The organism is Bradyrhizobium sp. 195 (assembly GCF_023101665.1).
Lineage (GTDB): Bacteria > Pseudomonadota > Alphaproteobacteria > Rhizobiales > Xanthobacteraceae > Bradyrhizobium.
Genome location: NZ_CP082161.1, coordinates 6,753,309 through 6,778,887 on the forward strand (window position 1 = coordinate 6,753,309; position 25,579 = coordinate 6,778,887).

A 25,579-nucleotide genomic window follows, 5' to 3' on the forward strand; every position below is an offset into this window, starting at 1 on the left:
GGGGTCGGCATCGGAGCCGGGGCGATGAACAATCAGGTGAACATCCTGTCGGGCGGCCTCGTCTTTTCCGGCAGTGGTGCGGCCATCGACCTCAACAGCGCCGCTGACGGCAACACCATCAACAACGCGGGCACGGTTTCGAGTGCTTCGGGCCTCGCAATCCTGGGTTCGGCCAATCAGGACACCGTCATCAATTCCGGCACGATCGTGACCGGCGCCAGCACGGCCGTCGATCTCAAGGACGGCAGCGACGTCTTCGAACTCCGTGCCGGGTCGAACATTACGGGCCGGGTCCTGGGCGGCAACGGAACGGACACACTGCGCTTGGGTGGAACGGCCAATAGCACGTTCGACCTCGACACGTTCGGCGCCGCCTTGCAGTTCCGGGAATTCGAGGCGCTGGAAAAGACGGGAAGCTCGACCTGGACGCTGACGGGCTCGACGACGGAAACCGCGACCATGAATGTCCAGGCCGGCAACCTCATCGTCAACGGCGCGATGCCTAACGTTGCGACGACTGTCAGCGGCGGTACCCTCGGCGGCAACGGCGCCATCGGCGATCTCACCGTGCTGTCGGGCGGCACGGTCGCACCCGGCAATTTGGGTTCGCTCACGGCCTACGGCAATGCCACATTCAACGCCGGTTCGACCTACGCGATCTCCGTCAACGCGGCCGGCCAATCCGACAAGATTCTCGCCGTGACGGCGACGTTGAACGGCGGCACCGTCGCCGTCACCACGCTTGCCGGCGCCTACAGCCCATCGACGCAATATACGATCCTCAGCACGACGACCGGCGTCACCGGATCCTTCGCAGGCGTAACGCTCAGCGGATACAATCCGCAGTTTTTCACCTCCGCCCTCAGCTCTGACGGGCTCGCCGTCTTCCTGACGCTCAACTACAACAACAGCGCGTTCCCCACCGTCGCCCAGACGCAGAATCAGAAGGCCGTGGCGGGCGCACTGAGTGCATTCGGCCCCAATCTGCCCTTCCTCTCAGCTTTCGCAGGCCAGAGCGACGCCCAGCTCCGTTACAGTCTGGACCAACTCTCTGGGGAAGTCGCTACCGGCGCGCGACAGGGAGCCTTCCAGTTCACCGGTCAATTCCTCGGCCTGATGCTCGATCCGTTCGTCAACGGACGCGGCGGTGGCGGCGTCGACGCCGGCGGCACGGCATTCGGCTTCAGCCGAGAGCGCGCAGCGTTGCCGGACGATATCGCCCTCGCCTACAACAAGGTGCTGGGTGCGCCGGCCACCAAGGCGCCGGCCTTTGCGGAGCGCTGGACGGCCTGGGGCGCCGCGTTCGGCGGCACCAACCGCACCAGCGGCGATCCGGTCGTGATCGGCAGCCACGACCTCAGCGCACGCGCAGGCGGCGTCGCGGCCGGCGCCGACTATCATTTCAGCCGCGACGCGATCGTCGGCTTCGCGCTCTCCGGCGGCGGCACCAGATGGGACCTCGCGCAGGCCATCGGCGGCGGCAAGAGCGAGGCGTTGCAGGCCGGCGTCTACACCGCGGTCCGCACGGGTCCGGCCTATTTCGCCGCCTCGCTCGCCGTTGCCAATCATTGGATGTCGACAGACCGCTTCGCACCGTTCGGCAACCAGCTCACCGCGAAGTTCGAGGCGCAAACCGTCGGCGGCCGCATCGAGGGCGGCTATCGCTTCGCGACGCCGATCGGCGGCTTCACGCCATACGCCGCAGCGCAGACGCAGGCGTTTCGCACGCCGACTTATAGCGAGACTGACCGGGCCGGCAGCGGCTTCGGCCTGACCTATCGGGGACGCACGGCCTCCGACACGCGAAGCGAACTTGGCGCGCGCTTCGATCGGGCGACGCCGGTCTCGCCGAATGCGGTCCTGACGTTGCGCGGTCGCGCGGCCTGGGCACATGATTGGGTGAGCGATCCGACGCTCAATGCGGCGTTCCAGGCGCTGCCCGGCGCCAGCTTTATCGTTAATGGCGCGACGCCGGCGAAAGACGCCGCGCTCGCATCTGCCGGCGCCGAGCTGAAGTTTTCGAACGGTGTTGCCCTGTCGGCCAAGTTCGACGGTGAGTTCGCGGCCCGCAGCACCACTTATTCGGGCACCGCGAGCCTGCGATACGCTTGGTAGCGGCGGCGCCTCATCGAGATGGCCGTGCGCCCACCGGCAGAATGCCGAGCCCGGCGAGATGCGTGTCGACAAATTGTTCGACCTGCTGACGCAGCATCTGCGGCGGCACGGCCACCATCCGCTCCTCGAGGCCGAGCGAGATGATTCCGTGTACGGCAGAGAACAAGGTGCGCGACAGCAGCGCGATCTTCACGTCATCAGCATCCGGCAATAGCCGCACCAGGGGTGGATGCATCAGCGCGAAGGCATCCATCACCATCTGCAGGATGTCATCGGGATAAGGACGATCGTCCTCCATCCGGTGCTCGAACAGGGAGCGCAGCAGATTGGCGTGCTCGGCGAAGAAGTCGAGATAGGTCGCCGCAAGCCCGTAGAGCTGGCGAACGGGATCCTCCGCCGGAACCCCGCCGAGCCGGGCCGTGAGTGCCTGAACGGTCTCCCGATTGACGGTCAGGATCACCCCGTCGAAGTCGCCGAACTCGTTATAGACGCTGCCTACGGAACAGCCGACGGCTTCGGCGACGTCACGAACCTTCAATGATTTCAGACCTTTAGTCGCGATGATGCTGCGGGCGATCTCCAGGATCTGGACCCGGCGCCGATTTTTTTTCTGATCTCGCAGCGATTCTTCTTGAACATTGTTCATTTTCGAGCTACTCATGTGAACATTGTTCAAATTAACCCGGAGACCTGCAAAATGCAAACCCTCGCTGTTGATATCGCCGCCACCTTCCTCGATGACGCCGCTGCTCTCGTGACCGGCTTTGGCCGGACCTTGCTGCGATTCGCGATGACCCCGATCGATCGCATCGCCAATGCCTGCGACATCGCCGGCGTGCTCACCGAACGGCGCGCGACCTTCCGGATGTGGCGGGCAAGCCGCGCCCGGGCGCGTCAGGAGGGCCGCCGGTTCAGCCTGCTCGGCCGCTTCTCGCCCTTTCGCCACCTCACCCATCTCACCTGAGGCGCGCAGCCGGCTCCTCCGGTTCGGCCGGAATTCCGGATTTGGATGCAACGAACGACTCACCATTCCGGACAATCGCGGGCGATCCCGCTGGCTTCAATGAGCCGGCTCAGGTTTCCTCATCGCCCGGGCCATATCCGGGTAAGCGCGGCTGATGCGGTCGCGATCAGATATTTGCGAACCTAACGAGACCAGGTGGAGACCAACAGGATCGGGGGAACCGAGGGGACTGAGCAGACCGGCGACATCGTCGCCGTGCAATCGTTCCCCCGATTCACTTCCGGTCGTGACGCTTCTCAGACCACGTAGAAACCTCAGGCTGCTTTTCCAAAACAGGACTAGTCATGATCAGGGAATTGATGTCGTCACGCCGCTTTGCGCCACTGTTCTGGGCGCAATTTTTCTCGGCGCTCAATGACAACGTGCTCAAGAACGCACTCGTCATCATCCTGCTTTACAGTGCCGCGACCGGCCACGGCGATGCCCTGGTGACGGTGGCCGGCGCCGTCTTCATCTTCCCCTATTTCATCCTGTCCGGGCTCGGCGGCCAGCTCGCCGACAAATACGTCAAATCCGTCGTCGCAAGGCGGCTCAAATTTGCGGAGATCTTCGCCGCCTGCTTCGCTGCGGCCGGCTTCTTCCTGCATTCGGTGCCGCTGCTGTTCGCAGCGCTCGCGCTGTTCGGCACCATCGCCGCCCTGTTCGGCCCCGTGAAATATGCCATGCTGCCGGACCAGCTCGAGCTCGGCGAACTCGCGACCGGCAACGCGCTGGTTGAAGGCGCGACCTTCATGGCCATCCTGCTCGGCACCGTCGCCGGCGGCCAGTTCGTGGCCGGCTCCGCGCATATGGGCTGGGTCGCCTCGGCCGTGGTCGCGCTGGCGCTGTTGTCATGGGCTTTCGCGGCCCGCATTCCGCAGACGACGCCATCCGCGCCCGATCTGCCCGTCAACGCCAATCCCTGGACCTCGACGCTCGGCCTGCTCAGGACGTTGCATGCCGACCACCGGCTGTGGGACGGCACCGTGATCGTCTCCTGGTTCTGGCTGGTCGGCGCGATCGTGCTGTCGCTGCTGCCGGCGCTGGTCAAGGATGTCGTGGGCGGCACCGAAGGCGTGGTGACACTGTGCCTTGCGATCTTCGCGATCGGCATCGCCATCGGTTCGCTGTTCGCCGCCAGCCTGAGCCATGTTCGCCCGAACCTCGCGCTCGTCCCGATCGGCGCCATCATCATGGGATGCTCCGGCCTTGATCTCGCCTGGGCCATCGGCGTGACCGCCAAGGGGCAGGACATCACCGCGGCCGGTTTCGCAACGTCGTTCGCCGGCCTGCGCATGCTGGTCGATTTCGTCGCCTTCGCATTCGGCGGCGGCTTGTTTGTCGTGCCGTCCTTTGCAGCTGTTCAGGCCTGGTCGGCGCCATCCGAGCGCGCGCGCATCATTGCCGCTGGCAACGTGCTGCAGGCCGCCTTCATGGTGGTTGGCTCGCTGTTCGTCGCATTGCTGCAGGCGGCTGGCCTCCATATCGGCTGGATCTTCTTCGGCCTCGGCGTCGCCAGCTTCGGCGCGGTGTGGTTCGTGCTGACGAAATGGGGCAAGGAGGGCGTGCGCGACTTTGGCGGGCTGCTGTTCCGTGCGCTATTCCGCACCGAAGTGCGTGGGCTCGAGAATCTTCCGCCTGCGGGCACGCGGATGCTGATCGCGCCCAACCATGTCAGCCTGATCGACGGCCCGCTGCTGCACGCCGTGCTGCCGATCGAGGCCAGCTTCGCGGTCGATACCGGCATCGCCAAGGCCTGGTGGGCCAAGCCGTTCCTGCGCGTGGTCAAGCACTACACCATGGACCCGAGCAAGCCGCTGGCCGCGCGTGACTTGATCAAGCTCGTCGCCGCCGGCGAGCCCGTCGTGATCTTCCCGGAGGGACGCATCACCGTCTCCGGATCGCTGATGAAGGTCTATGACGGCACCGCGATGATCGCGGACAAGGCCGACGCCGTCGTGGTGCCGGTCCGCATCGAGGGCGCGCAGCGCTCGCATCTCAGCTATCTCAACTCCAGCCAGATCAAGCGCTCGTGGTTTCCGCGGGTGACGGTCACCATCCTGCCGCCCGTCAAGCTGCCGGTCGATCCGGCGCTGAAGGGCAAGGCGCGCCGCAACGCCGCGGGCGCCGCGCTCCAGGACGTGATGATCGATGCGATGGTCAAGAACGCCATGCTCGATCACACGCTGTTCGAAGCCCTCGGACACGCCTATCGCGATCGCGACACCGGCAAGGTCATCATCGAGGATGCGCTTGGCACCAAGCTGACCTACCGCAAGCTGATCCTCGGCGCGCAGGTCCTGAGCCGCAAGCTCGAGAGCGGCACCGCTGTCGGCGAAAATGTCGGCGTGCTGCTGCCGAATTCCGCTGGCGTCGCCGTCGTCTTCATGGCGCTGCAGAACATCGGCCGGGTGCCGGCGATGCTCAACTTCTCGGCCGGTCCGGTCAACGTCCTCGCCGCCATGAAGGCCGCGCAGGTCAAGACCGTCCTGACCTCGAAGGCGTTCATCGAGAAGGGCAAGCTCGACAAGCTGATGACCGCGATCTCCGCTGAGGCCCGCGTCGTCTATCTCGAGGACGTCCGTGCCTCGATCGGCACGGCCGACAAGATCAAGGGTCTGCTCGCAGGCACGACGCCGCGCGTCACCCGCCAGGCCAACGATCCGGCCGTGGTGCTGTTCACCTCGGGCTCGGAAGGCACGCCCAAAGGCGTGGTGCTGTCCCACCGCAACATCCTCGCCAACGCGGCGCAGGCGCTGGCGCGGGTCGACGCCAACGCCAATGACAAGGTGTTCAACGTGCTGCCGGTGTTCCACTCCTTCGGGCTCACCGGCGGAATGATGATGCCGCTGTTGGCGGGCATTCCGATCTACATGTACCCCTCGCCGCTGCATTACCGGATCGTGCCCGAGCTGATCTACCAGACCGGCGCGACGATCCTGTTCGGCACCGATACGTTCCTCACCGGCTACGCCCGCTCGGCGCATGCCTACGACTTCCGCACGCTGCGCCTCGTGATCGCGGGCGCCGAAGCCGTCAAGGATCGTACCCGCCAGGTGTTCATGGAGCGCTACGGCATCCGCATCCTCGAAGGCTATGGCGTCACCGAGACGGCGCCGGTGCTGGCGATGAACACGCCGATGGCCAACCGCCCCGGCACCGTCGGCCGCCTGTCGCCGCTGATGGAATGCCGCCTCGATCCGGTCCCAGGCATCGAGGAAGGTGGGCGCCTCTCCGTGCGCGGGCCAAACGTGATGCTCGGATATCTGCGTGCCGAAAATCCCGGCGTGCTCGAAGTGCTCGCCGAGGGCTGGCACGATACTGGCGACATCGTCGCGATCGACGCGGCCGGCTTCATCACCATCAAAGGCCGCGCCAAGCGCTTTGCCAAGATCGCAGGCGAAATGGTCTCGCTCTCCGCGGTCGAGAACATCGCGACGACACTGTGGCCGCAGGCCGCATCGGTCGCCGTGTCGATCCCCGATCCGCGCAAGGGCGAGCGCATCGTGCTGCTGACGACGGAGAAGAACGCCGAGCGTAGCGCGATGCAGACCCAAGCCAAGTCGATCGGCGCGTCCGAGCTGACCGTTCCCGCCGCGATCATGGTGGTCGACAAGGTGCCGCTGCTCGGCACCGGCAAGACCGACTATGTCACCGCAACGACGTTGGCCCGCGAGCAGGCGTCCCCGCCGGAGCGCGAGGTGGCGTAAGGCTCACGACCGCCGCACCGGCCAATGCCGGTGCGGCGGTCTCCTCACTTGAGCAGGAGATAGCGGACCGGGTTGGCGTCGCACTGACCCGCGCCGCACTCCAGCACGGTGGACAGGAGATTTGCGGCGACCAGCAACGCGAAAATCGCGAACACAGCGTTCGATGCTGCTCCGCCCAGCGGCCCGTCCTTGTCCCGCGCGCCAGTCATGTCCTTCACCACGAAGACAAGCGCGACATAGCAAACGATACCGACCGCGGCGACGAGCGCCCAGGTGTAGAAATGCAGCCCGAACAACGCCGAGCCGTATCCGGGATCGCCCGGCGCAAGATGCAGCGACACCTGCCGCATCGAGATGAATCCGGTAACTAGGCTGGACATCAGGATCATCGCGTAGTGTGACGGTCGCTCGCCGAGGCGCAGATTGAATAGGAACCCCATGCCAACCGCGATGAACCCGGCCCGCTGCAGCAGGCACAGCGGACAGGGCAATTCGCCAAGCGCAAGCTGATAGAAAAATGCGACTGCCAGGATCAACGAGATCCCGAGCAACCCGAGCAGATTCAGGACCGCGCCGGCCGACTGCCGCCCGTTCATCTCTGTCGTTCTCATCTCGGCACCGTCAGAACGAGAACTTGAGGGGATCGGTAGCGTGGTGGAAGAACCAGGCGACGGTCACGACGATTGTCACGCTCCAGAGCGCATAGCCAAGTCCCGCGCGCGAACGCCAGACGCAGGCGCAGGCTGCGAGCGCCAGCAGGAACGGCAAAAACATGTACATGAGCCCGGGCTCCCGATCGATTCGCGCATCGCGCGAACGAGCCCAAGGGATAATCCAGCGCGGCGCGCCCCTCAAGACCCGGCTTCGCTGCGCCGCTCCTGCGCGTAACGCACCAGCGCCGCGAAACGGTAGATGCCGTGCACGAACTTGCCATAGGGCATGCTGGCGAACAGCGCGAACACCGTGCCGAGATGCAGCGCCAGTAGCGGACCCATGGCAGCGGTCTCGCGCAGGAGCAGAAGCAGCATGCCGGTGAAGCCGGTCAGGAACAGCATGGCGATGAAGCCGACATCCATGCCGTAGCGGGACTCGTCGAGCAACGCGGGATCGCGCCGCATCTTGGCCATGAACAAGCCGATCGGTCCGATGATGAGACCGATGCCGCCGAGCGTGCCCAGCACCACCGGCAGGTCCCACCACGGATATGGCGCCTCGCGGCCGAGCAGATAATGATACAGCGTAGCGACCGACGTCGCGGCAAAACAGAGCAGGAAGCCGTAGAAGGTCAGGTGGTGATAAAGCTTGCGCCGGTCGGTCGGCTTGTCGTCCTCATTGTAGCAGCCGACACCGCCGCCATGGAGATAGCGCAGCTCGGCGGCATCGCGGATCGCCTGAAGGATCGAACCGCCGTCGGCGCGACTCCCGATCGGCGGACCGATGTCGCGCCAGAAGGCGCGCACGCTCATGACGAGTGCGAGGATCGCATAAAGGAAGATGGCACTGAACAGCGCGGCCATCGCGTTGTGCGGCATCAGCCTGTAGAACGCGCCGGGGCCGGTGTGCACGCCGAACAGCACGCTGCGGTCGTTGAAGGCGGCGAAGCCGAGAATGAAGGCGGCCATGCTGAGCGCGGCGACGATGCTGATGACGAGGCCGTTGCGCGCGAATGTGCCTGACAGAGTCCGCGGCCAGGCATAGGCCGCATAGGACTCGGCGCGCGCAATAGCCAGCGTCTTCGGAACGTTGACGTTGAACTCGTGCGGCGGCGAGAACTGGCAGTCGACATAGCAGGCGCCGCAGGCATGGCAGAGGTTGGCGAGATAGTTGAGATCACCGTCGGAGAAGGCGCGGCGCATTTCCATCGCCGGAAACACCGCGCAGAGGCCCTCGCAATAACGGCAGGAGTTGCAGACCGTCATCAGACGGTCGGCCTCGTCCAGGATTCTAGTTCCGTGCATGTCTCGCCGCTTCCCGTCCTGCGATCCGTCCGAACACGCTGCCGATGGTCATGCCCATGCCGGCGGCGTAGCCCTTGCCCAGCACGTTGCCGGCCATGATCTCGCCGGCCGCGAACATGTTGGCCGACGGTTTGCCGTCAGCCATCAGCATGCGCGCCTCCTGGGTTACGCGCGTGCCGAGATAGGTGAAGGTGATGCCCGGCCGCACCGGATAGGCGAGATAAGGCGGCGTCTCGATTTTGCGCGCCCAGTGCGTCTTGGGTGGCGTTATGCCCTCGGTCACGCAGTCATCCAGAATTGTGTGATCGAAGGTGCCGGGCCGCACCGCGGCGTTGAACTCGGTGATTGTCTTTTCCAGCGCGGCCGGATCGAGCTCAAGCTTGCCGGCGAGCTCCGCGATGGTCTGCCCTGCAATCGGCGGGAACAGCGTCGGCATGAAACTGGTGACGACGGTGGAATCGAAGATGATGTGGGCAATCTGGTCTGGCTGCGCTGCAACCAGCCGGCCCCAGATCGCGTAGCGCTTCGGCCAGATGTCCTCGCCCTCGTCGTAGAAGCGCTGTGAGTGCTTGTTGACGACGATGCCGAACACGACGGAATCGTGCCGGGTGATGATGCCGCCGTCGAACTTCGGCGCGCGGGCGTCGATCGCGACGGCGTGGCACTGGGTGGGATCGCCGACCTCCTGCACGCCCTTGTCGAGCAGCATCTTCAGGATCGAGCCGCGGTTATAGGGCGTGCCGCGGATCAGGAAATTGTCGGCGGCCTCGCCCCAATATTGCTTGAGCCATTCGATGTTGGCCTCGAACCCGCCGGCCGCCGCGACCAGCGAGGTGGCGCGGATCTCGGTTGCGCCCTTGATCGGCCGCTTCAGGCGCGCTGCGAGGAACATGCCGTCCTCGATCACGAGATCGGTGACCTCGGCATCATATTCGACCTCGACGCCGAGCCGTTCCGCGGTGAGATAGAGCGCGTTCAGCATCGCGCGACCGCCGCCGAGGAAGAAGGAGTTGGTGCGGCCGAGGCTGAGCGTGCCGCCGAGCGAGGGCTGCCAGCGCACGCCCTGCTCCACGATCCAGTTCAGGATGTCCTTGGACTCGCGGATCATGTGGCGCGCCAGCACTTCGTCGGTTTGCCCGCCAGTGACGCGCAGCAAATCCTCCCAGAATTCCTCTTCGGTGTAAGGGCCGGTCAGGATTTCGGTCGCCGCGTCATGGGCGCAGCGCATGTTGCGGGTGTGCCGGGTGTTGCCGCCGCGATAGAACTTTGGCGCTCCCTCCAACACCAGCACCGACGCTCCGCCGCGCCGCGCCGCGATCGCCGCGCACAGCGCCGCGTTGCCACCGCCGATCACCAGCACGTCGTATTTGCTACCCATGCCTTCCGTCCGATGCGACGAAGTCAGAGACATGCCTTGGTGGCGGCGTCGGTCAGCCTCACCCACCATTGCGTACCTTTGTATACAAAGATATACAGAGGTGACGCAAGCGCGTCTTCGCATGGGCAGGATGCGCCTCGAGGGACAATGGCCAGACGTCCGGCAAAAGCAGACGGATCGATCGCGCGTGGCGCCGGCGTCGCGTTGGGCGAAGCCGTCTTCCGCTCGCTGTGCGAAGCGCTCCAGGCCGGCAGCTACCGCGCCGGCGACCGCCTGCGGGAGGAAGAGGTCGCCCAACGGCTGAAAGTCAGCCGCACACCGGTCCGCGAAGCGTTCGGCCGGCTCGCCGCGCGCGGCTTCGTCGAGCCCGCCGGCGGCCGCGGCCTGATCGTGCGCAATCTCGACATCTCCGAGGTGCTCGAACTCTACGCCATGCGCGAGATCATGGAAGGCGCCGCCGCGCGCCTCGCCGCCGAGCACGCCTCCGCCCCCGAGATCGATGCCATCAGGGATATCGAGCAGGCTTTTGTCGAGGCGTCGGAGACCGACGCAGCCGAGATGGCGAGAGCAAGGGCAAGGCTCAATCGCGCCTTCCACGAGGCGATCTGCCGCGCCGCGCGCAACCGCTATCTCGACAATGCCTCCCGCGAATTGCAGGACTGGATCGCCCTGCTCGGTCCGACCACATTCACCGTATCGGGCCGCCCCTCGACCAGCCACGCCGAGCATCAAGCCATCATCGACGCCATCGCCGCACGCAAAGGCGATGAGGCGGAGCAGCTCGCGCGCGCGCATATCCGCGAGGCGCTGCGCTGTCGGCTCAAGCTGCTGCAGAAGCAATAGGCCGGTGGCTAAGCCTCCAAAATGCGCACCAGCAGCCAATAGCCGCCGAGCAGACTGATCACCGCCGACACCATGTAGACCAGTCTCGCCGCCCTCACCGGCCCGGTCCGGTCGGTCGTGGTCAGCCGGTCCAGGAAGCCGAGCGCCGGCAGCGCGACCGCGACGATCGCAATCTGCCCGATCTCCACGCCGATGTTGAAGGCGGCGAGCGCCGGTACTGCTGCGTTTGGTGGCAGGCCGATCTCGCGAAGCGCTCCGGCGAAGCCAAAGCCGTGGATCAGTCCGAACAGAAAGGCCATGCGCCAGCGCTTGTCGACATCGCGTGAGAAGAAATTCTCCACGGCCACGAAGACGATCGAGGCCGCGATCGCAGGCTCCACAATGCGGCTTGGGATGACGAGGAGGTTCAGCGCGGCCAGCGACAAGGTGATCGAATGGGCGATGGTGAAGGCCGTCACGATCTTGACGACGGGAAGGAGCTGTCTGGCCCACAACACCACGGCTATCAGGAATGCGACGTGATCGTAGCCGAGGAAGATGTGCTCGATGCCGGTGAGGCCATAGCGCTGCATGGTCGACCACAGCGACGGCGGCGCGTTTGAGAGTGTTACTGTAATGTTGCCGGCATCGAGCAAGGCTTGGGTCTCCGACCTGCCCTGCGCGATCAGGACGACTTGGCGCGCGGCCGGATCCTTTTCGGTCAGCACGGTGGAGCGATAGATGATGTCGCCGCCGGCCTCGGCGCAGGCAAAGCTGTTGCGATAGATGATGCCGTCGCCGTCGGCCAGGATCGCTGCATCTCCGGCCGGACAGGCCTTGGCTCCGCCCGTTACGGCCAAGTGCGCGCGCATATAGGCGAGGATGGCTGCTCCGGCCGCTTCGACCGCCGCGGGATCGACCGCGTCCCGTCTCAAATCATAGGTCTTCGTACCGATCAGGCGGTCGACATCGCCGCCCTTCAATCCGAGCTCCACCCTCACCGTGCGATCGGGGCTCAGCGCCACGCGCGCCGTGACGAGGTTGACCTGATGCGCCTCAGCCGGAAGACCGATGCCGAGCAGAACCGCAAGCCACAGCAGCCGCGGCCACCTCATGGTCCCACCCCATTGCCGTCACGCCAGCACATCCGCCACGACCGCCTTCAAGAGGCCCTTCACATCAGCCGGTCTCAGCCGCACCTGCAATCCGCGCTGACCGCCATTGAGATAGACCTGGTCGTGCGCGAGCGCGCTCTGTTCGATCACGGTGCCGACCTGCTTGCGCTGTCCGAACGGGCTGATGCCTCCGACCTTGTATCCGGTGACGCGCTCGGCCTCGGGCGGCTTCATCATCTGCGCCGACTTGCCGCCCGCGGCCGCTGCCAGCTTCTTCATCGAGACTTCCTGATCGGATGGGACGACGACGCAGACCGGCTTGCTGTCCACCAGCGCCATCAGCGTCTTGAGGACGCGCGCCGGGTCCTCGCCGAGCGCGGCGGCGGCCTGAAGGCCGATACTGTCGGCGTCAGGATCGTAGTCGTAGGCATGGACGGTGAAGGCAATACCGGCGGCCGTGAGCGCTCGGGTGGCGGGGGTGACTTTGGACATGCGCCATGTCTACCACCGTCGTTGCGAGGAACGAAGCGGTGTGGCACAAGCTGGCACCACAATCACTGTCATCGCCCGGCTTGACCGGGCGATCCAGTACTCCGAGACGGTGGTGATTGAATCGATGGGCCGCAGCGTACTGGATGCCCCGCCTTCGCGGGGCATGACAGCAGCTTGTGTGGCAAGTGTCGTACCCGAGACGAAGCCTGCCCCTACTCCGCCGCGTCCCGCATCTCCGCGCGCTCGGCCCTGGCCGCGCAGAACTTGAATTCCGGGATCTTGCCGAACGGATCGAGCGCCGGGTTGGTCAAGAGATTCGCGGCCGCCTCCGCGTAGCAGAACGGCATGAATACCATGTTCTCCGGCACGTCGCGGTCGGAGCGCACCTTGACCTCGACGGCGCCGCGGCGGGTCTCCAGACGGATGAAATCGCCGGGCACCAGCTTCTTCTTGCGCATGTCCTTCGGCGACATGAACGCGACCGCCTCCGGCTCGATCTGGTCGAGCACCTGGGCGCGGCGGGTCATCGAGCCGGTGTGCCAATGCTCCAGCACGCGGCCGGTCGAGAGCACCATCGGGTATTCGGCGTCCGGAATCTCGTCCGGCGGGATGACCTTGGCCGGAACGATCTTGCCGCGGCCGCTCGCGGTCGGGAAGCCGGTCGTGAAGATGATCTCGTTGCCGGGCTTGTTCGGATCGTCGACGGGATAGGTGACCGCGCCTTCGCGCACCAGCCGCTCCCAGGTGATGTTCTTCAGCGACGGCATCAGCTCAGCCATCTCGGTGAAGACGTCGCCGGGACCGGAATAATTCCACGGCAGACCCATGCGCTTGCCGATCTCCTGGATGATCCAGAGATCCTGCCGCGCATCGCCGGGCGGCTTGATCACCTGACGCGCGAGCTGCACGCGGCGATCGGTGTTGGTGAAGGAGCCATCCTTCTCGGCGAAGGCCGAAGCCGGCAGGATCACGTCGGCGTGGAACGCGGTCTCGGTGACGAAGAGATCCTGCACCACGAGATGATCAAGCATGGCAAGTGCCTGGCGCGCATGCTGCAGATCGGGGTCGGACATCGCGGGGTTCTCGCCCTCGATATACATGCCCGTGATCTCGCCGGCATGGATCGCGTTCATGATCTCGACCACGGTCAGGCCGCGGACGGGATCGAGATCCTGATGCCAGAGCTTTTCGAAGGCACCGCGCAGATCGTCGCGGCTGACCGGCTGATAGTCCGGCAGGAACATCGGGATCAGGCCGGCGTCGGACGCTCCTTGCACGTTGTTCTGGCCGCGCAGCGGATGCAGGCCCGTGCCGGGCCGGCCGACCTGGCCGGTGATCAGCGCCAGCGCGATCAGGCAGCGCGCATTGTCGGTGCCGTGGACGTGCTGGCTGATGCCCATGCCCCAGAAGATGATCGACGATTTTGCGCGGGCGTAGGTTCGCGCCACCTCGCGCAGGGTCTGCGCCGGGATGCCGCAGATCGCCTCCATCTTCTCCGGCGTGAACTCCTTGATCTTCTCCTTGAGGTCCTCGAAGCCTTCGGTGTAGCCGGCGATGTACTGGTCGTCGGTCAAGCCTTCCGTGATGATCGTATTGATCATCGCGTTCAGCATCGCGACGTCGGAGCCGGGCTTGAACTGCAGATGCTTGGTCGCGTGGCGCGACAGCGTCTGCCGGCGCGGATCCATCACGAACAGCTTTGCGCCGTTCTGCTTGACCGCGTTCTTGATGAACGTCGCGGCGACCGGATGGTTCACGGTCGGGTTGGCGCCGATCACGATGATGACCTCGGCATCCATCGCCGCCGAGAACGGTGCCGACACCGCGCCTGAGCTCAGGCCTTCGAACAGCGCCGCGACTGAGGAGGCGTGGCACAGCCGCGTGCAATGGTCGACATTGTTCGAGCCGAAACCGGTGCGCACCAGCTTCTGGAACAGATAAGCCTCTTCGTTCGAGCCCTTGGCCGAGCCGAAGCCCGCCAGGGCCTTCACGCCCTTCTCGTCGCGGATCTTGACGAGGCCCTTGGCGGCGATGTCGAGCGCTTCTTCCCAGCTTGCCTCGCGGAAATGGGTGAAGGGGTTGGCCGGATCGACCTGGTCGTTGGAATCCTTCTTCGCATTCGGCAGCCGAACCAGCGGCTTGGTCAGGCGATGCGGGTGGTGGATGTAGTCGAAGCCGAAGCGCCCCTTGACGCAAAGACGATTGCGGTTGGCTGGGCCGTCGCGCCCTTCCGCATAGATCACCTTCTCGTCCTTGACCTCGTAGGTCACCTGGCAGCCGACGCCGCAGAACGGGCAGAGCGAGTCGACCTTCTTGTCCGCGTAAGTCACGCGGGTCTGCTTCTCGTCGAGCATCACGGCCGGCATCAACGCGCCGGTCGGACAGGCCTGCACGCATTCGCCGCAGGCGACGCAAGTGGACTCGCCCATGGGATCGTCGAAGTCGAACACGATCTTCGAGCCGTGATTACGGTAGGCCATACCGATGACGTCGTTGACCTGGACCTCGCGGCAGGCGCGCACGCACAGGCCGCACTGGATGCAGGCGTCGAGATTGACGCGCATCGCCGGATGGCTGGCGTCGGTCGCCCAGCGCTCGGCGGCGGGGAAGCGGCTCTCTGTGACGCCTGTGGTCTCGGCCCAGTGCCAGAACTTCGAATCCGGATCGTGGCTGGTCTCGCGCGCCGGCTGGTCGGCGACGAGCAACTCCATCACCATCTTCTGCGCCGACACCGCACGCGCGCTCTCGGTCTTCACCTTCATGCCGACCGACGGCGTGCGCTTGCAGGATGCGGCGAGCACACGCTCGCCCTCGATCTCGACCATGCAGGCGCGGCAATTGCCGTCGGGGCGATAGTCGGGCGCCGGCGAATAGCACAGATGCGGGATGTCGCGGCCCTGGCGCTTTGCGACCTGCCAGATGGTCTCGCCGGCATTGGCTTCGACCTGCTTGCCGTCGAGCTCGAACGTAATCTTGGTCATTCAGCCGCTTCCTTGAACTCGTCAGGGAAATATTTGATCACGGTGGAGAGCGGATTCGATGCCGCCTGTCCGAGCCCGCAGATCGAGGCATCGCGCATCGCCTGGCTCAATTCTTCCAGGAGAGCGCGGTTCCAGACCGGCTTCTGCATCAGCAGCGCCGCCTTCTGGGTCCCGACGCGGCACGGTGTGCACTGGCCGCAGCTCTCGTCCTCGAAGAACTTCATCAGGTTCAACGCCGCCGCGCGCACGCTGTCCTTCTGGGACAGGATCACGATCGCGGCCGATCCGATGAAGCAGCCGTATTTCTCCAGCGTGCCGAAATCGAGCGGAATGTCGTCCATCGACGCCGGCAGAATGCCGCCGGACGCGCCGCCCGGAAGGTACGCATAGAACTGATGGCCATCGGCCATGCCGCCGCAATATTCGTCGATCAGCTCGCGGACGGTGATGCCCGCGGGCGCCAGCTTCATGCCGGGGTTCTTGACGCGGCCCGAGACCGAGAAGCTGCGCAGGCCGTTGCGCTCGTGACGGCCGTTGCCCTTCCACCAGTCGGCGCCCTTCTCGACGATGTCGCGCACCCACCACAGCGTCTCGATGTTGTTGATCAGCGTCGGCAGGCCGAACAGGCCGACCTGGAACGGATAGGGCGGCTTGTGCCGGGGCAGGCCGCGCTTGCCCTCGATGCTTTCGAGCAGCGAGGATTCCTCACCGCAGATATAGGCGCCGGCGCCGCGGCGCATGTGCAGCGTCGGACCGCCCGGCGGGAGCTTTGCGATCTCGCGCTCCAGGATCTCGCGTGAGGCCGGATATTCATCGCGCAGGTAGATGTAGACGTCGGAGGCCTGCACCACATGCGCGCCGATCAGCATGCCCTCGATGAAACGATGCGGATCGCTTTCGAGGTAGACGCGGTCCTTGAACGTACCTGGCTCGCCCTCGTCGCCGTTGATCGCCATCAGCCGCGGGCCGGGCTCGCCGAGCACCGCGCGCCATTTGCGTCCTGTCGGGAAGCCGGCGCCGCCGAGGCCGCGCAGCGAGGCGTCGTCGAGCGCCTTCAGAAGGTCGTCCTTTGACAGCTCGCCGGAGCGCAGGCGGCCCAGCAGCTTGTAGCCGCCACCGGCAACATAGGCCTCATAGCCGACATAGTTGGGCAGATGCGCGTGGGTGTCGCCGGCCTTCGCGGCCGCCATGACGTTGGCCACGGTCGCGTGGTCGACGAAATTGTGCCCGACCTCGGCCGCCGGCGCGGTGTCGCAGCGGCCGACGCAGGGCGCGCGCACGACGCGAATGCCGGGACCGGACGCGCTCTGCAGGTCTTCGAGCAGCTTCTCGCCGCCGAGCATCGCGCAGGTCAGCGAATCGCAGACGCGGATCGTCAGCGGGGCGATGTCCGGCTCGCCCTCCTTCACCACGTCGAAATGCGCGTAGAAGGTCGCGGTCTCGAACACCTCCGCGAACGCCAGCTTCATCTCGTCGGCAAGCGCGGCGAGATGCGCGGCCGAGATCTGGTGATACTTGTCCTGGATCAGGTGCAGATATTCGATCAGCAGATCGCGCCGCCGCGGCCTGTCGCCGAGCAGTTGCTCGATCTCGTGCGAGGCGGTGGGATCGACCTGGCGCCCTTTAGGGGTGGCCTTAGCGCGTCGGCGCCCCTCACCAGGGTGCTCGAACGGGCGGACCTTATGCACGTCGTGGCTCATCGATTCGTCTCGATCTAACTTTTAGAACAGGTCCAGTTCTAGCCCTTGGCATGCCAGATGCCAAGGGAATTATCTTGCTCACTGAAGCAGTTGGGCGCAGCCCAAGGCAAACCCCTGGATCGCCGTGCGGACCCCGATCTTGCGTTCGTCCAAGGCGCGAACCGATAGAACGAAGCCTGAATTGGTCTGGAGATCAATAAAGGCTTCCTATGCTGCGATAGCGAAATCGTATCGCGCTGCGCTTCGAGCCTTACCCTCCACGCCCCGGTGCTGACCAGGTCAGCTTTTGCCCATGCACTCTTCGATATAGAACCAGCGATCGTCACCCGCGAGGCCCTTGGCCTTCACGTCCTTGCGGCACTCCTTGAGCTTCGACTTGTTGCCGCTCCACTTGACCTTCATGTCCTTGAGCTTCTGCGCGGTGAGCTTGATCTTGCCGGGCTTGGCCTCGGTCGCGGCGGGCGGCGTTACGGCCGGTGCCGCGGCTGTCTGTGCGGATGCGGATTGCAGGGCGCCGGCGACGAGCAGTATGGCGGCGGCACAAGCGAGTTTACGAACCATCGAATCCCCCAGGGTAAGCTTGAAACAATTGAAATGAGCAGCGGGAGCGCGCCCTCGGTGCGCTCCCGCTCGCGATGAATGTGCGATCAGAAGATCTTGACCGCGCTTTCCAGCGTCTTCCAGACACCCCAAGCCAAGGGGATGCCGACGAAGGCCCAGAACAGCCCGGCCCTGGCGTCGAGCCCGCCAAAGCCGATGCCGTAGGAGCCATGCGGCCCCGCGGCTGCAGCGCTGGCGCTCGCCGCCTGCAATTTGGCGACATCGGCGTCCTTCATGTGCCACTTCGAATCGACCGGCTTGATCAGGTAGTTGCAGATCAGGCCCGCGATCAGCATGGCGCACAGAATGTACATCGTGGTGTTGTAGAGCTGGTCGCGCGGTACGCCGGCCGCGAGTTGGAACTCGCGGATGTAGTTCACCACGACGGGGCCGATGATGCCCGCCGTCGACCATGCCGTCAGCAGCCGCCCATGGATGGCGCCGACGAACTGGGTGCCGAACATGTCGGCGAGATAGGCCGGCACGGTGGCGAAGCCGCCGCCATACATCGACAGGATGATGCCGAAGCCGAGCACGAACAGCAGCTTCGAGCCCATCGCCGCAAAGGTCGGCGCCAGCGCATAGAGCACGATGCCGAGGATGAAGAAGGTGTAGTAGGTGTTCTTGCGCCCGATCTTGTCCGACAGCGACGCCCAGAAGAAGCGGCCGCCGATGTTGAACAGCGAGAGCAATCCGGCGAAGCCCGCGGCGATCGCGGCAATCTGCGCCTTCTGCCCGGCGTCGAGCGCGTTGAAGCCGACGTCCGGAAGGCCGATCAGCTTGCCGGCGAAGATCTCCTGCAGCATGGGCGAGGCCATGCCGATCACGCCGATGCCGGCCGACACGTTCAGGCACAGCACCCACCAGATCAGCCAGAACTGCGGCGTCTTGTGCGCATCGTTGAGGTGAACGTTGTTCTTCGAGATCATCGCGTTGGCCTTGGACGGCGGGGTCCAGCCCTCGGGCTGCCAGCCGGGCGGCGGCAGGCGATAGCGGAACGCGCCGATCATCATGAACACGAAGTAGATGACGCCCATCGCGACGAAGGTCTCCCAGACGCCGACCGAGGTCGGGGTCTTGAAATAGTTCATCAAGAGGTTCGCCAGTGGCGCGCCGATCATGGCGCCACCGCCGAAGCCCATGATGGCCATGCCGGTCGCCATGCCGCGGCGATCGGGGAACCATTTGACGAGCGTCGACACCGGGGAGATGTAGCCAAGGCCGAGGCCGATACCGCCGATCACGCCCGAACCCAGCCACAACAGCCAAAGCTGATGGGTGTAAACCCCGATCGCACCGAGGAAGAGACCGCCGCACCAGCAGAGCGCCGAGACGAAGCCCGCCTTGCGCGGCCCCACGCGCTCCAGCCAGCCGCCCCAGACCGCAGCCGCGATACCGAGCAGCACGAAGAACAGGGTGTACATCCATCCCATGCTGGCGACCTTCCAGTCGCAGCTGGTCGTGAACAATTCCTGCCACAGCGACATGTCCGGGCAGGCTTTCGGCGCGCTGATGCCGATTGCGCGCGACAGCGGCAGCCAGAACACCGAGAAGCCGTAGGCCATGCCGATGCACAGATGGATGCACAGCGCCGCCGGCGGCACCAGCCAGCGATTGAAGCCGGCCGTCGCGATCGTGCGTTCACGATCGAGAAAGCCGGAAGCACCAACCGGTGCGAGAACGGTATCGGCAGTCGTCATAAGCATTACCTCCCAAGCGCGGCCTTGCCGGCACATCGGTTTGAGACCAGTCGTGCGTGCTTGACAGCCGCGCATGACCGGTCGGACTTCATGCCGAAGCGGAATCGTGTGGTGCGCATCGCGTCATATGCGCCGAGCTAGCAGCTGATCGCGGGTGATGTCCCTTCACCTTGCAAGCAGCGTTGCAGTGACGGCTATCGCGCCCCTCATCCCCCTCAACACCCTGTCTTGGTAAGAGCAACGCGCGTGCCAGAAGTCACATCGTGACGATTCAATGGCTTCCCGCAGTGCAATGTGCGGCGCCGGACAGAATGTCCTGAAACCCTCGGACAAAATGTCCCATCAGCTCGCTTCCGGCAGCCACACCGTGAAGGTGCTCCCGGAACCGACGCGGCTTTCGGCGGTGATCTGTCCGCCCTGGCGCTTGATCAGCGTCTGGCTGATGGAGAGGCCCAGCCCGGTGCCTTGCCGCCGTTTCGTGGTGTAGAAGGGGTCGAATATCTTTTCGATCACCTCGGCGCTCATGCCGATGCCGGTATCCGTGACCTCAATGGCGACCCCTTGACGGCCGTCGCGCTCGACATCGAAGGAGCGAAGCGTCAGGGTTCCGCCGTCCGGCATGGCGTGGATGGCGTTGACGATGAGATTGACGAGGACCTGCTGCAGCTCGTTGCGATTCATCAGCACGAGCCGGTTGGCGCGATCGTCCCTGGCCACGGCGATCTCGGTCTTGTTCAGGAGATGCTGCACCAGCGGCAGACAGTCGGAGATCACGCTCGTCGGCGCATGACGCTCGACATAGCCGGCATATTCCTCCGGCCTTGCAAACTGCAACAGCTTGGTCACGATCTGGCTGATGCGGTGAATCTGCTCGTCGAGCAGGCGAAACTCGATCTTCGCCTTGTCGGCATCGGCCCCGAACACGCTGCGGATGACGTCGAGATTGCCCTGCATCACCGCGATCGGATTGTTGATCTCGTGCGCAACGCCGGCGGTGATCTCGCCGATCGCAGCCAGCTTCTCGGACATGATGAGCTGCTTGGTGGTTGCCTCGAGCTTGAGATTGGCGTGCTCGAGGTCCCGCGTGCGCTCCCGCACGCGGACGTTCAGCTCCTCATTCCATTCCCGGAGCTGTCGGTCGCGTTCCTGGATCTGGTCGAGCAGGCTGTCGAGATGAACGGCGACGCGGCCGATCTCGTCACCCAGCACCGGCATCTTGGTGCGGGCGGAGAGGTTGCCACGCTCCACCTCGGTGATCGTCGCCGTGACGCGCTCCAGCGGCATGAAGATGGAGGTCGCCCAGCGCAGGAAGATCGGCACGGTTGCGGCGGTGATCGCAATGAACGCTGCGATGATGATCCCCAAGGTCTGGTATTTGGCTTCGCTGAACGGCTTCTCCAGAAAGCCGACATAGAGCATGCCGACCCGCTTGCCGTAACTGTCGACCAGCGGCTCGTAGGCGGAGATGTACCAGTCATTGACCACGAAGGCGCTATCGAGCCAGGTGCGCCCCTCGCCCAGCACGGCCGAGCGCACCGCCGCCGACACGCGCGTGCCGAGCGCGCGCCGTCCCTCGAACAGACGGACATTGGTCGATATCCGCACGTCATCCAGGAACAGCGTCGCGGTGCCCTGGCTGCCCTCCGGCAGGCTCGCGGCGCGATAGACGAGATCGTTGATCGTGTCGATGAATTCGAGGTTCTGGTTGAGCAGTGTGCCGCCGACCAGCGCAGCGGCGCCGCCGTCGGGTAGCATCGCCCGGCTCGCCGCATGCACGACCATGCCGCGCGTCTCCGCGCTGCGGTCGGTCGGCACCGCGTTCGGGGTCGGCACGAGATCCAATCGCGCGCGCTCGGCCAGGGCCGGCGAAATTGCGGCGAGATCGTCGTTGCCGAAAATGTCGACGCCCGTCGCAGGGACCTGGCCCGATAGCGCTGACACGATGATCGGCCAGTCACCTCTCGGTTGATGCTGCAGCGGCGGCGACGAGGCCAGGACCTCGCCGCGATCGTTGGCCAGATACAGGAAATCGAGACCGATTTCCTTGCGGGTCTCGTCGAGCAGATCACGCAGGGAGCCGCGCGCATCCTGCGCCAGCACCTCATGGAAGCGGGCCGACAGGCCGAGCGCCCGGAGCTGGACGCCGGTCTTTTCCAGGATGCGGGCGAGATATTGGTGGGCGATGGTGAGATCGCCGTTCACCTTGGAGATCAGGGTCGCGTCGAATTTCGCGTTCCAGCGATAGATCGCAACTCCGAGCAGCAGCGGCAGGATGACCAGCATCGGCAGCAGCGCGATCGCAAGCAGCCGGAAGCGCACGGAGCGTCCCCGCACGAGCTCGCCGCTGCGGCCGGCAGCATCAGACATCCCACAACGCGCATTTGCGGTCGATGGTCTTGCGCGAGATACCGAGGCGCCGAGCCGCCTCCTCGCGATTGCCATTGACCTCCTTCAGCACGCCGAGAATGTGACGGCGCTCGAGCTCCGCGAGACTGTCCGCAGGCGCCGACTGGCCATCGTTGCGGGGACCTGCGAAATCGTCGGGGAAGGCGCCGAGGATCAGCGTGCGCTCGATCAAATTGCGCAGCTCGCGTACATTGCCCGGCCAATCATAGCTTGCGAGCGCCGCCCGCACCGAGGCGTCGATCGGCACCGGCGGCATGCCGAGCTGAACCGACAGCTTGCTCATGAAGATGGCGGCAAGCTCCTGCACGTCGTCGCCGCGATCCTTCAGGAGCGGCAGCCGGATCTGCATCACGTTGAGCCGGTAGAACAGATCAGCTCGGAAGCGGCCCCTCTCGACCTCCTTCTGAAGCTCGGCATTGGTTGCGAAGATGAAGCGCAAGTCGACCGGAACTTCGCGCTCGGAGCCAACCGGGCGGACGCGGCGGTCTTCGAGCACGCGGAGCAGCTTGCTCTGCATCGGCAGCGGCAGCTCCCCGATCTCGTCGAGGAACAGCGTGCCGCCATGCGCATACAAGAACAGGCCTTCGCGTCCCGAATCGGCGCCGGTGAAGGCGCCCTTGATGTGTCCGAACAGCTCGGCCTCGATCATCTCGGGCGGGATCGCCGCGCAGTTCACCGGCACGAATGGCTTGTCGGCGCGGTCGGACAGCGAGTGGATCGAGCGCGCCGCCACTTCCTTGCCGGTGCCGGATTCGCCGGTGAGGAGAACCGAGGTCGGCAGGCGCGCGACGCGTGCGATGGTCTCACGCACGCGCAGCGTTGCTGCCGACTGTCCGATCAGATTGTCGCGCAGGAAGGTGCGGTCGGACGAAGCGCGCAAAGCATAGCGCAGGACAAAATTCTCGCGCTGGAGGCGGACACGGTCGAGGCATCGTGCTACGGCGTTGAGGATCTGGTTGGAGCGGAACGGCTTGAGCACGAAATCGGCTGCACCGGCGCGCAGGGCCTGGATCGCGGTGTCGAGGTCGGCATAGGCGGTGATCAGGATGGCGTCGGCGAAAAAACCGACGGCGCGCTGCTCGGCGAGCCAATCGACGCCATTCTTGCCCGGCATGATGTTATCGAGAATGACGACGTCGTAGCGGTTGGAATCGAGCTTGCGCGAAGCCTGGTCGGTATCGGCCGCCTCGTCCACCAGCTTGCAGCGCGGCGCGAGCGTGCGCACCAGGAAATTGCGCATGCCCGGCTCGTCGTCGACGATCAGGATGGAGGCCTGCGCCAGCGCGCTGAACTCCGGTCCTGCAGCCGTTTTGCCGAGCTTGACGGCAGGCTCGCGGCCCACCGCCGGAGCTGGGGCAGCGCTTGGCCTCGATGTTGAGAAATTCATGCCCGATGTCTTAGGTTTGAGATCATCCACCGCAACAACCGGTGCCTTTCGCATTGCAGCGAAGATCCGGCCGTGTCCCCCGCGGGCGCAGCATAGTCAAGCGTCGCCGCCCTGAACATTCGCCTTTCTACGGGGCGTCGCTCTTTTCGACCAGGAATACGATCCGCGTCTGGTTGCGCTCGGTGATCTCGACCTTGTCGCCGGTCTCGCGGATCAGATTGGGGATATCAATCACCGACAAGGGGTCGGTGCAGTGAACTTCGAGCTGATCGCCCGGTTGCAAAGGCTTTAAGGCCTTGCGCGTCTTCAAGGCGGGGAGCGGGCATTTCAACCCGGTGAGATCGAGCGTGGTTCTGGTCATGCGCGCAACATGGCGAGACGAAGCGATGGCGTCAACGCACGGCCTCTAGAGCAGATCGGCATAGGACAAAAAACCTACGCCGTGCCCCGGCTCGACGCCCGTGATGCTCTCACCGAGTTCAACCAGGCCGTCGGTCTCGACCAGCGAGGACAACAGCCCCGCTCCCTCGCGCGGAAACTTGATGGCCTCGAGCCCGCCGTCCTGCGCGCGTCGCAAGGAGGCGCGCACATATTCACGCCGGCCCGCCTTCTTCTTGTAAGTAAACGCGGCGCGCACCGGGATGGGCGTCAGCGGCTCCGGCAAGCCACCCGCCAGCGCCAGCACCGTCGGCCGCACCACATGGACAAACGTGACGAAACTCGCGACGGGATTGCCGGGCAATCCGATCAGCGGCGTGCCGTCGATGATGCCCATCGCCACGGGCCGGCCGGGCTTGATCGCCATCCGCCACAGCACCAGCGAGCCGATGCTTTCGACCGCCGCCTTGACGTGGTCCTCCTCGCCGGTCGAGACGCCGCCCGTGGTGAGGATCAGATCGTGGCGGCCTGCAACCTGCTTCAAGCCATTCGCGAGCGAAGCACGCTCGTCGCGCAGAATGCCGAGGTCGCTGACCTCGCAGTCCAGGCGGCGCAGCATCGCCATCAACATGAAGCGGTTGGAATCGAACAGCTGCGAGGCGGCGCGTGGCTCGCCAGGAGAAGCAAGCTCGTCACCGGTCGAGAACACCGCAACGCGAATGCGCCTGACCACGTCGAGCCTGACACGCCCGAACGCCGCGGCGAGCGCGACGTGCTGTGGTCGCAAGCGCTGGCCCGCGCGCAGCGCGATCTGGCCCTCGGGGATGTCTTCGCCCGCAGGCCGGACATTGGCTCCAGGCTTCAGCCCCGGCGGCAGCACGATCCTGCCGGAATCGTCGATGCGGACATCTTCCTGCATGAAGACGGTCTCCGCGCCCGGCGGCATCGGCGCGCCCGTGAAAATGCGCGCGGTGTGGCCGGGCTTGATCGGTGCCTGTGCAAGCCCGCCGGCCTGGATGCGGCCGTCAAGCGGGAACGCCTGCTCCGCGCCATCGGGAAGATCGGCGTTGCGCACGGCGTAGCCGTCGACGGCCGAGTTTGTGAAGGGCGGCAGCGGCAGCGGCGCCGCGACGTCGCGCGCCAGCACGCGCCCGTCTGCGTCGAGGAGCGTCACCGTTTCCAGATCGGCGATCGCGTTGACGCGCGTCGTGATGAGACCAACGGCCTCGTCCACCGACATCATCGGGCCGCCGAAGGCAAAGCAATCGTCCGACAGTTGCGCCATGGTGCCTCGTCAGCGTATCGCGGCGCTCTTCGCCACGGCTTCCTCGACCGGCATCGCGGCGCGCAGCAGCAATGCCGCAGCCGCCGCGATATCGTCGAGATGGACAGTCGGCAGCCCAGTGTCAATGGCGGTGTCAGTCGCGATCCCGGCAATGCCGGGATCGTCGGGGTATAGCAACGGCTTGCCGTTGGCCGCGCGATGCACCTCGATCTTGCGGTGCGGCTCGCGCTTGAAACCCTCGACCACGACGAGATCGACGGCGGACAGCTTGCTCAATAGTTCCGGCAACCGCGGCTCCGCGGCGCCGCGCAGTTCGTGCATCAGGGCCCAGCGGCTTGACGAAGCAACCAGCACTTCGGCCGCGCCGGCCTCGCGATGCCGCCAGGAATCCTTGCCGGGCACGTCGACGTCGAACTGGTGATGCGCATGCTTGATGACCGAGACGCGCAGGCCCTGCGCATTGAAATGCGGGATCAGCCGCGTCAACAGCGTGGTCTTGCCCGCACCGCTCCAGCCCGCAAGGCCGATAACTTTCATAACCGTTCGATC

The 25,579-nt window shown here is 65.2% G+C and carries 20 protein-coding genes; 4 read left to right on the forward strand and 16 right to left on the reverse strand.

The genetic code is table 11. The features are described 5' to 3' along the window. The first annotated feature begins 24 nt into the window (after positions 1 to 24). Positions 25 to 2,115: an autotransporter outer membrane beta-barrel domain-containing protein gene (locus tag IVB26_RS31505; RefSeq protein ID WP_247968918.1), complete on the forward strand. Its 2,091-nt coding sequence runs from the start codon at positions 25 to 27 to the stop codon at positions 2,113 to 2,115. 10 nt (positions 2,116 to 2,125) lie between these two features. On the opposite strand, the gene IVB26_RS31510 is transcribed toward IVB26_RS31505, so the two are convergent. Continuing rightward, a complete protein-coding gene (locus IVB26_RS31510) occupies positions 2,126 to 2,761 on the reverse strand; it encodes a TetR/AcrR family transcriptional regulator (RefSeq protein WP_247973320.1) in 636 nt (211 codons plus the stop codon). Between the two features lie 51 nt (positions 2,762 to 2,812). Between IVB26_RS31510 and IVB26_RS31515 the strand changes: the two genes are divergently transcribed. Continuing rightward, complete coding sequence (locus IVB26_RS31515; protein ID WP_247968919.1) at positions 2,813 to 3,079, forward strand: hypothetical protein; 267 nt, start codon at positions 2,813 to 2,815, stop codon at positions 3,077 to 3,079. A gap of 344 nt (positions 3,080 to 3,423) precedes the next feature. Further along, complete coding sequence (locus IVB26_RS31520) at positions 3,424 to 6,828, forward strand: acyl-[ACP]--phospholipid O-acyltransferase (RefSeq protein ID WP_247968920.1); 3,405 nt, start codon at positions 3,424 to 3,426, stop codon at positions 6,826 to 6,828. A gap of 44 nt (positions 6,829 to 6,872) precedes the next feature. Here IVB26_RS31520 and IVB26_RS31525 read toward each other — a convergent pair whose 3' ends face one another. The 4 genes from IVB26_RS31525 to tcuA all read right to left on the reverse strand — a co-directional run bounded on the left by IVB26_RS31525 (position 6,873) and on the right by tcuA (position 10,164). After that, the gene (locus IVB26_RS31525; RefSeq protein WP_247968921.1) at positions 6,873 to 7,424 is read right to left on the reverse strand and encodes a disulfide bond formation protein B; all 552 of its coding nucleotides are present in this window, start codon (positions 7,422 to 7,424) and stop codon (positions 6,873 to 6,875) included. A gap of 25 nt (positions 7,425 to 7,449) precedes the next feature. Continuing rightward, positions 7,450 to 7,608, reverse strand: a complete 159-nt coding sequence (locus tag IVB26_RS31530; protein WP_247968922.1) for a DUF5993 family protein — start codon at positions 7,606 to 7,608, stop codon at positions 7,450 to 7,452. A gap of 71 nt (positions 7,609 to 7,679) precedes the next feature. Further along, complete coding sequence (gene tcuB, locus IVB26_RS31535; RefSeq protein WP_247968923.1) at positions 7,680 to 8,786, reverse strand: tricarballylate utilization 4Fe-4S protein TcuB; 1,107 nt, start codon at positions 8,784 to 8,786, stop codon at positions 7,680 to 7,682. Then, a complete protein-coding gene (tcuA, locus tag IVB26_RS31540; RefSeq protein WP_247968924.1) occupies positions 8,773 to 10,164 on the reverse strand; it encodes an FAD-dependent tricarballylate dehydrogenase TcuA in 1,392 nt (463 codons plus the stop codon). The genes tcuB and tcuA overlap by 14 nt, the downstream gene beginning before the upstream one ends. 147 nt (positions 10,165 to 10,311) lie before the next feature. On the opposite strand from tcuA, the gene IVB26_RS31545 reads away from it, so the two are divergent. Continuing rightward, positions 10,312 to 11,007 (forward strand): GntR family transcriptional regulator, encoded by a 696-nt coding sequence (locus tag IVB26_RS31545; protein ID WP_247968925.1) that lies wholly within the window; start codon positions 10,312 to 10,314, stop codon positions 11,005 to 11,007. Positions 11,008 to 11,015: 8 nt separating this feature from the next. Here the strand turns inward: IVB26_RS31545 and IVB26_RS31550 are convergent, their stop codons facing one another. The 11 genes from IVB26_RS31550 to mobB all read right to left on the reverse strand — a co-directional run bounded on the left by IVB26_RS31550 (position 11,016) and on the right by mobB (position 25,567). Continuing rightward, the gene (locus tag IVB26_RS31550; protein WP_247968926.1) at positions 11,016 to 12,101 is read right to left on the reverse strand and encodes a HupE/UreJ family protein; all 1,086 of its coding nucleotides are present in this window, start codon (positions 12,099 to 12,101) and stop codon (positions 11,016 to 11,018) included. Between the two features lie 18 nt (positions 12,102 to 12,119). Further along, the gene (gene ybaK, locus IVB26_RS31555) at positions 12,120 to 12,593 is read right to left on the reverse strand and encodes a Cys-tRNA(Pro) deacylase (protein ID WP_247968927.1); all 474 of its coding nucleotides are present in this window, start codon (positions 12,591 to 12,593) and stop codon (positions 12,120 to 12,122) included. A 212-nt stretch (positions 12,594 to 12,805) separates the two neighbouring features. After that, positions 12,806 to 15,574 (reverse strand): formate dehydrogenase subunit alpha, encoded by a 2,769-nt coding sequence (gene fdhF / locus IVB26_RS31560; protein ID WP_247968928.1) that lies wholly within the window; start codon positions 15,572 to 15,574, stop codon positions 12,806 to 12,808. Then, positions 15,571 to 17,274: an NADH-ubiquinone oxidoreductase-F iron-sulfur binding region domain-containing protein gene (locus tag IVB26_RS31565; RefSeq protein WP_247968929.1), complete on the reverse strand. Its 1,704-nt coding sequence runs from the start codon at positions 17,272 to 17,274 to the stop codon at positions 15,571 to 15,573. The genes fdhF and IVB26_RS31565 overlap by 4 nt, the downstream gene beginning before the upstream one ends. Positions 17,275 to 17,553: 279 nt before the next feature. Next, positions 17,554 to 17,835, reverse strand: coding sequence for a hypothetical protein (locus IVB26_RS31570; protein WP_247968930.1), 282 nt, complete (start codon positions 17,833 to 17,835; stop codon positions 17,554 to 17,556). An 86-nt stretch (positions 17,836 to 17,921) separates the two neighbouring features. Continuing rightward, entirely contained in the window at positions 17,922 to 19,574 is a 1,653-nt protein-coding gene (locus tag IVB26_RS31575) for an OFA family MFS transporter (RefSeq protein ID WP_246923996.1), read from the reverse strand. Between the two features lie 342 nt (positions 19,575 to 19,916). Beyond that, positions 19,917 to 21,941, reverse strand: coding sequence for a cache domain-containing protein (locus IVB26_RS31580; RefSeq protein ID WP_247968931.1), 2,025 nt, complete (start codon positions 21,939 to 21,941; stop codon positions 19,917 to 19,919). Next, positions 21,934 to 23,367 (reverse strand): sigma-54-dependent transcriptional regulator, encoded by a 1,434-nt coding sequence (locus tag IVB26_RS31585; protein WP_247968932.1) that lies wholly within the window; start codon positions 23,365 to 23,367, stop codon positions 21,934 to 21,936. The genes IVB26_RS31580 and IVB26_RS31585 overlap by 8 nt, the downstream gene beginning before the upstream one ends. Before the next feature lie 127 nt (positions 23,368 to 23,494). Further along, positions 23,495 to 23,728 (reverse strand): sulfurtransferase TusA family protein, encoded by a 234-nt coding sequence (locus tag IVB26_RS31590; RefSeq protein WP_246923987.1) that lies wholly within the window; start codon positions 23,726 to 23,728, stop codon positions 23,495 to 23,497. Between the two features lie 45 nt (positions 23,729 to 23,773). Next, positions 23,774 to 25,030: a molybdopterin molybdotransferase MoeA gene (locus IVB26_RS31595; protein WP_247968933.1), complete on the reverse strand. Its 1,257-nt coding sequence runs from the start codon at positions 25,028 to 25,030 to the stop codon at positions 23,774 to 23,776. A 9-nt stretch (positions 25,031 to 25,039) separates the two neighbouring features. Further along, positions 25,040 to 25,567, reverse strand: coding sequence for a molybdopterin-guanine dinucleotide biosynthesis protein B (gene mobB / locus IVB26_RS31600; protein ID WP_246932157.1), 528 nt, complete (start codon positions 25,565 to 25,567; stop codon positions 25,040 to 25,042). Between the last annotated feature and the right edge of the window lie 12 nt (positions 25,568 to 25,579).

What these genes read in the sequence shown, in the direction of transcription:
- IVB26_RS31505 (WP_247968918.1), top strand. Translation starts at nt 25, where the DNA reads ATGAACAATCAGGTGAACATCCTGTCGGGCGGCCTCGTCTTTTCCGGC.
- IVB26_RS31510 (WP_247973320.1), bottom strand. Translation starts at nt 2,761, where the DNA reads ATGAACAATGTTCAAGAAGAATCGCTGCGAGATCAGAAAAAAAATCGG.
- IVB26_RS31515 (WP_247968919.1), top strand. Translation starts at nt 2,813, where the DNA reads ATGCAAACCCTCGCTGTTGATATCGCCGCCACCTTCCTCGATGACGCC.
- IVB26_RS31520 (WP_247968920.1), top strand. Translation starts at nt 3,424, where the DNA reads ATGATCAGGGAATTGATGTCGTCACGCCGCTTTGCGCCACTGTTCTGG.
- IVB26_RS31525 (WP_247968921.1), bottom strand. Translation starts at nt 7,424, where the DNA reads ATGAACGGGCGGCAGTCGGCCGGCGCGGTCCTGAATCTGCTCGGGTTG.
- IVB26_RS31530 (WP_247968922.1), bottom strand. Translation starts at nt 7,608, where the DNA reads ATGTACATGTTTTTGCCGTTCCTGCTGGCGCTCGCAGCCTGCGCCTGC.
- tcuB (WP_247968923.1), bottom strand. Translation starts at nt 8,786, where the DNA reads ATGCACGGAACTAGAATCCTGGACGAGGCCGACCGTCTGATGACGGTC.
- tcuA (WP_247968924.1), bottom strand. Translation starts at nt 10,164, where the DNA reads ATGGGTAGCAAATACGACGTGCTGGTGATCGGCGGTGGCAACGCGGCG.
- IVB26_RS31545 (WP_247968925.1), top strand. Translation starts at nt 10,312, where the DNA reads ATGGCCAGACGTCCGGCAAAAGCAGACGGATCGATCGCGCGTGGCGCC.
- IVB26_RS31550 (WP_247968926.1), bottom strand. Translation starts at nt 12,101, where the DNA reads ATGAGGTGGCCGCGGCTGCTGTGGCTTGCGGTTCTGCTCGGCATCGGT.
- ybaK (WP_247968927.1), bottom strand. Translation starts at nt 12,593, where the DNA reads ATGTCCAAAGTCACCCCCGCCACCCGAGCGCTCACGGCCGCCGGTATT.
- fdhF (WP_247968928.1), bottom strand. Translation starts at nt 15,574, where the DNA reads ATGACCAAGATTACGTTCGAGCTCGACGGCAAGCAGGTCGAAGCCAAT.
- IVB26_RS31565 (WP_247968929.1), bottom strand. Translation starts at nt 17,274, where the DNA reads ATGAGCCACGACGTGCATAAGGTCCGCCCGTTCGAGCACCCTGGTGAG.
- IVB26_RS31570 (WP_247968930.1), bottom strand. Translation starts at nt 17,835, where the DNA reads ATGGTTCGTAAACTCGCTTGTGCCGCCGCCATACTGCTCGTCGCCGGC.
- IVB26_RS31575 (WP_246923996.1), bottom strand. Translation starts at nt 19,574, where the DNA reads ATGACGACTGCCGATACCGTTCTCGCACCGGTTGGTGCTTCCGGCTTT.
- IVB26_RS31580 (WP_247968931.1), bottom strand. Translation starts at nt 21,941, where the DNA reads ATGTCTGATGCTGCCGGCCGCAGCGGCGAGCTCGTGCGGGGACGCTCC.
- IVB26_RS31585 (WP_247968932.1), bottom strand. Translation starts at nt 23,367, where the DNA reads ATGAATTTCTCAACATCGAGGCCAAGCGCTGCCCCAGCTCCGGCGGTG.
- IVB26_RS31590 (WP_246923987.1), bottom strand. Translation starts at nt 23,728, where the DNA reads ATGACCAGAACCACGCTCGATCTCACCGGGTTGAAATGCCCGCTCCCC.
- IVB26_RS31595 (WP_247968933.1), bottom strand. Translation starts at nt 25,030, where the DNA reads ATGGCGCAACTGTCGGACGATTGCTTTGCCTTCGGCGGCCCGATGATG.
- mobB (WP_246932157.1), bottom strand. Translation starts at nt 25,567, where the DNA reads ATGAAAGTTATCGGCCTTGCGGGCTGGAGCGGTGCGGGCAAGACCACG.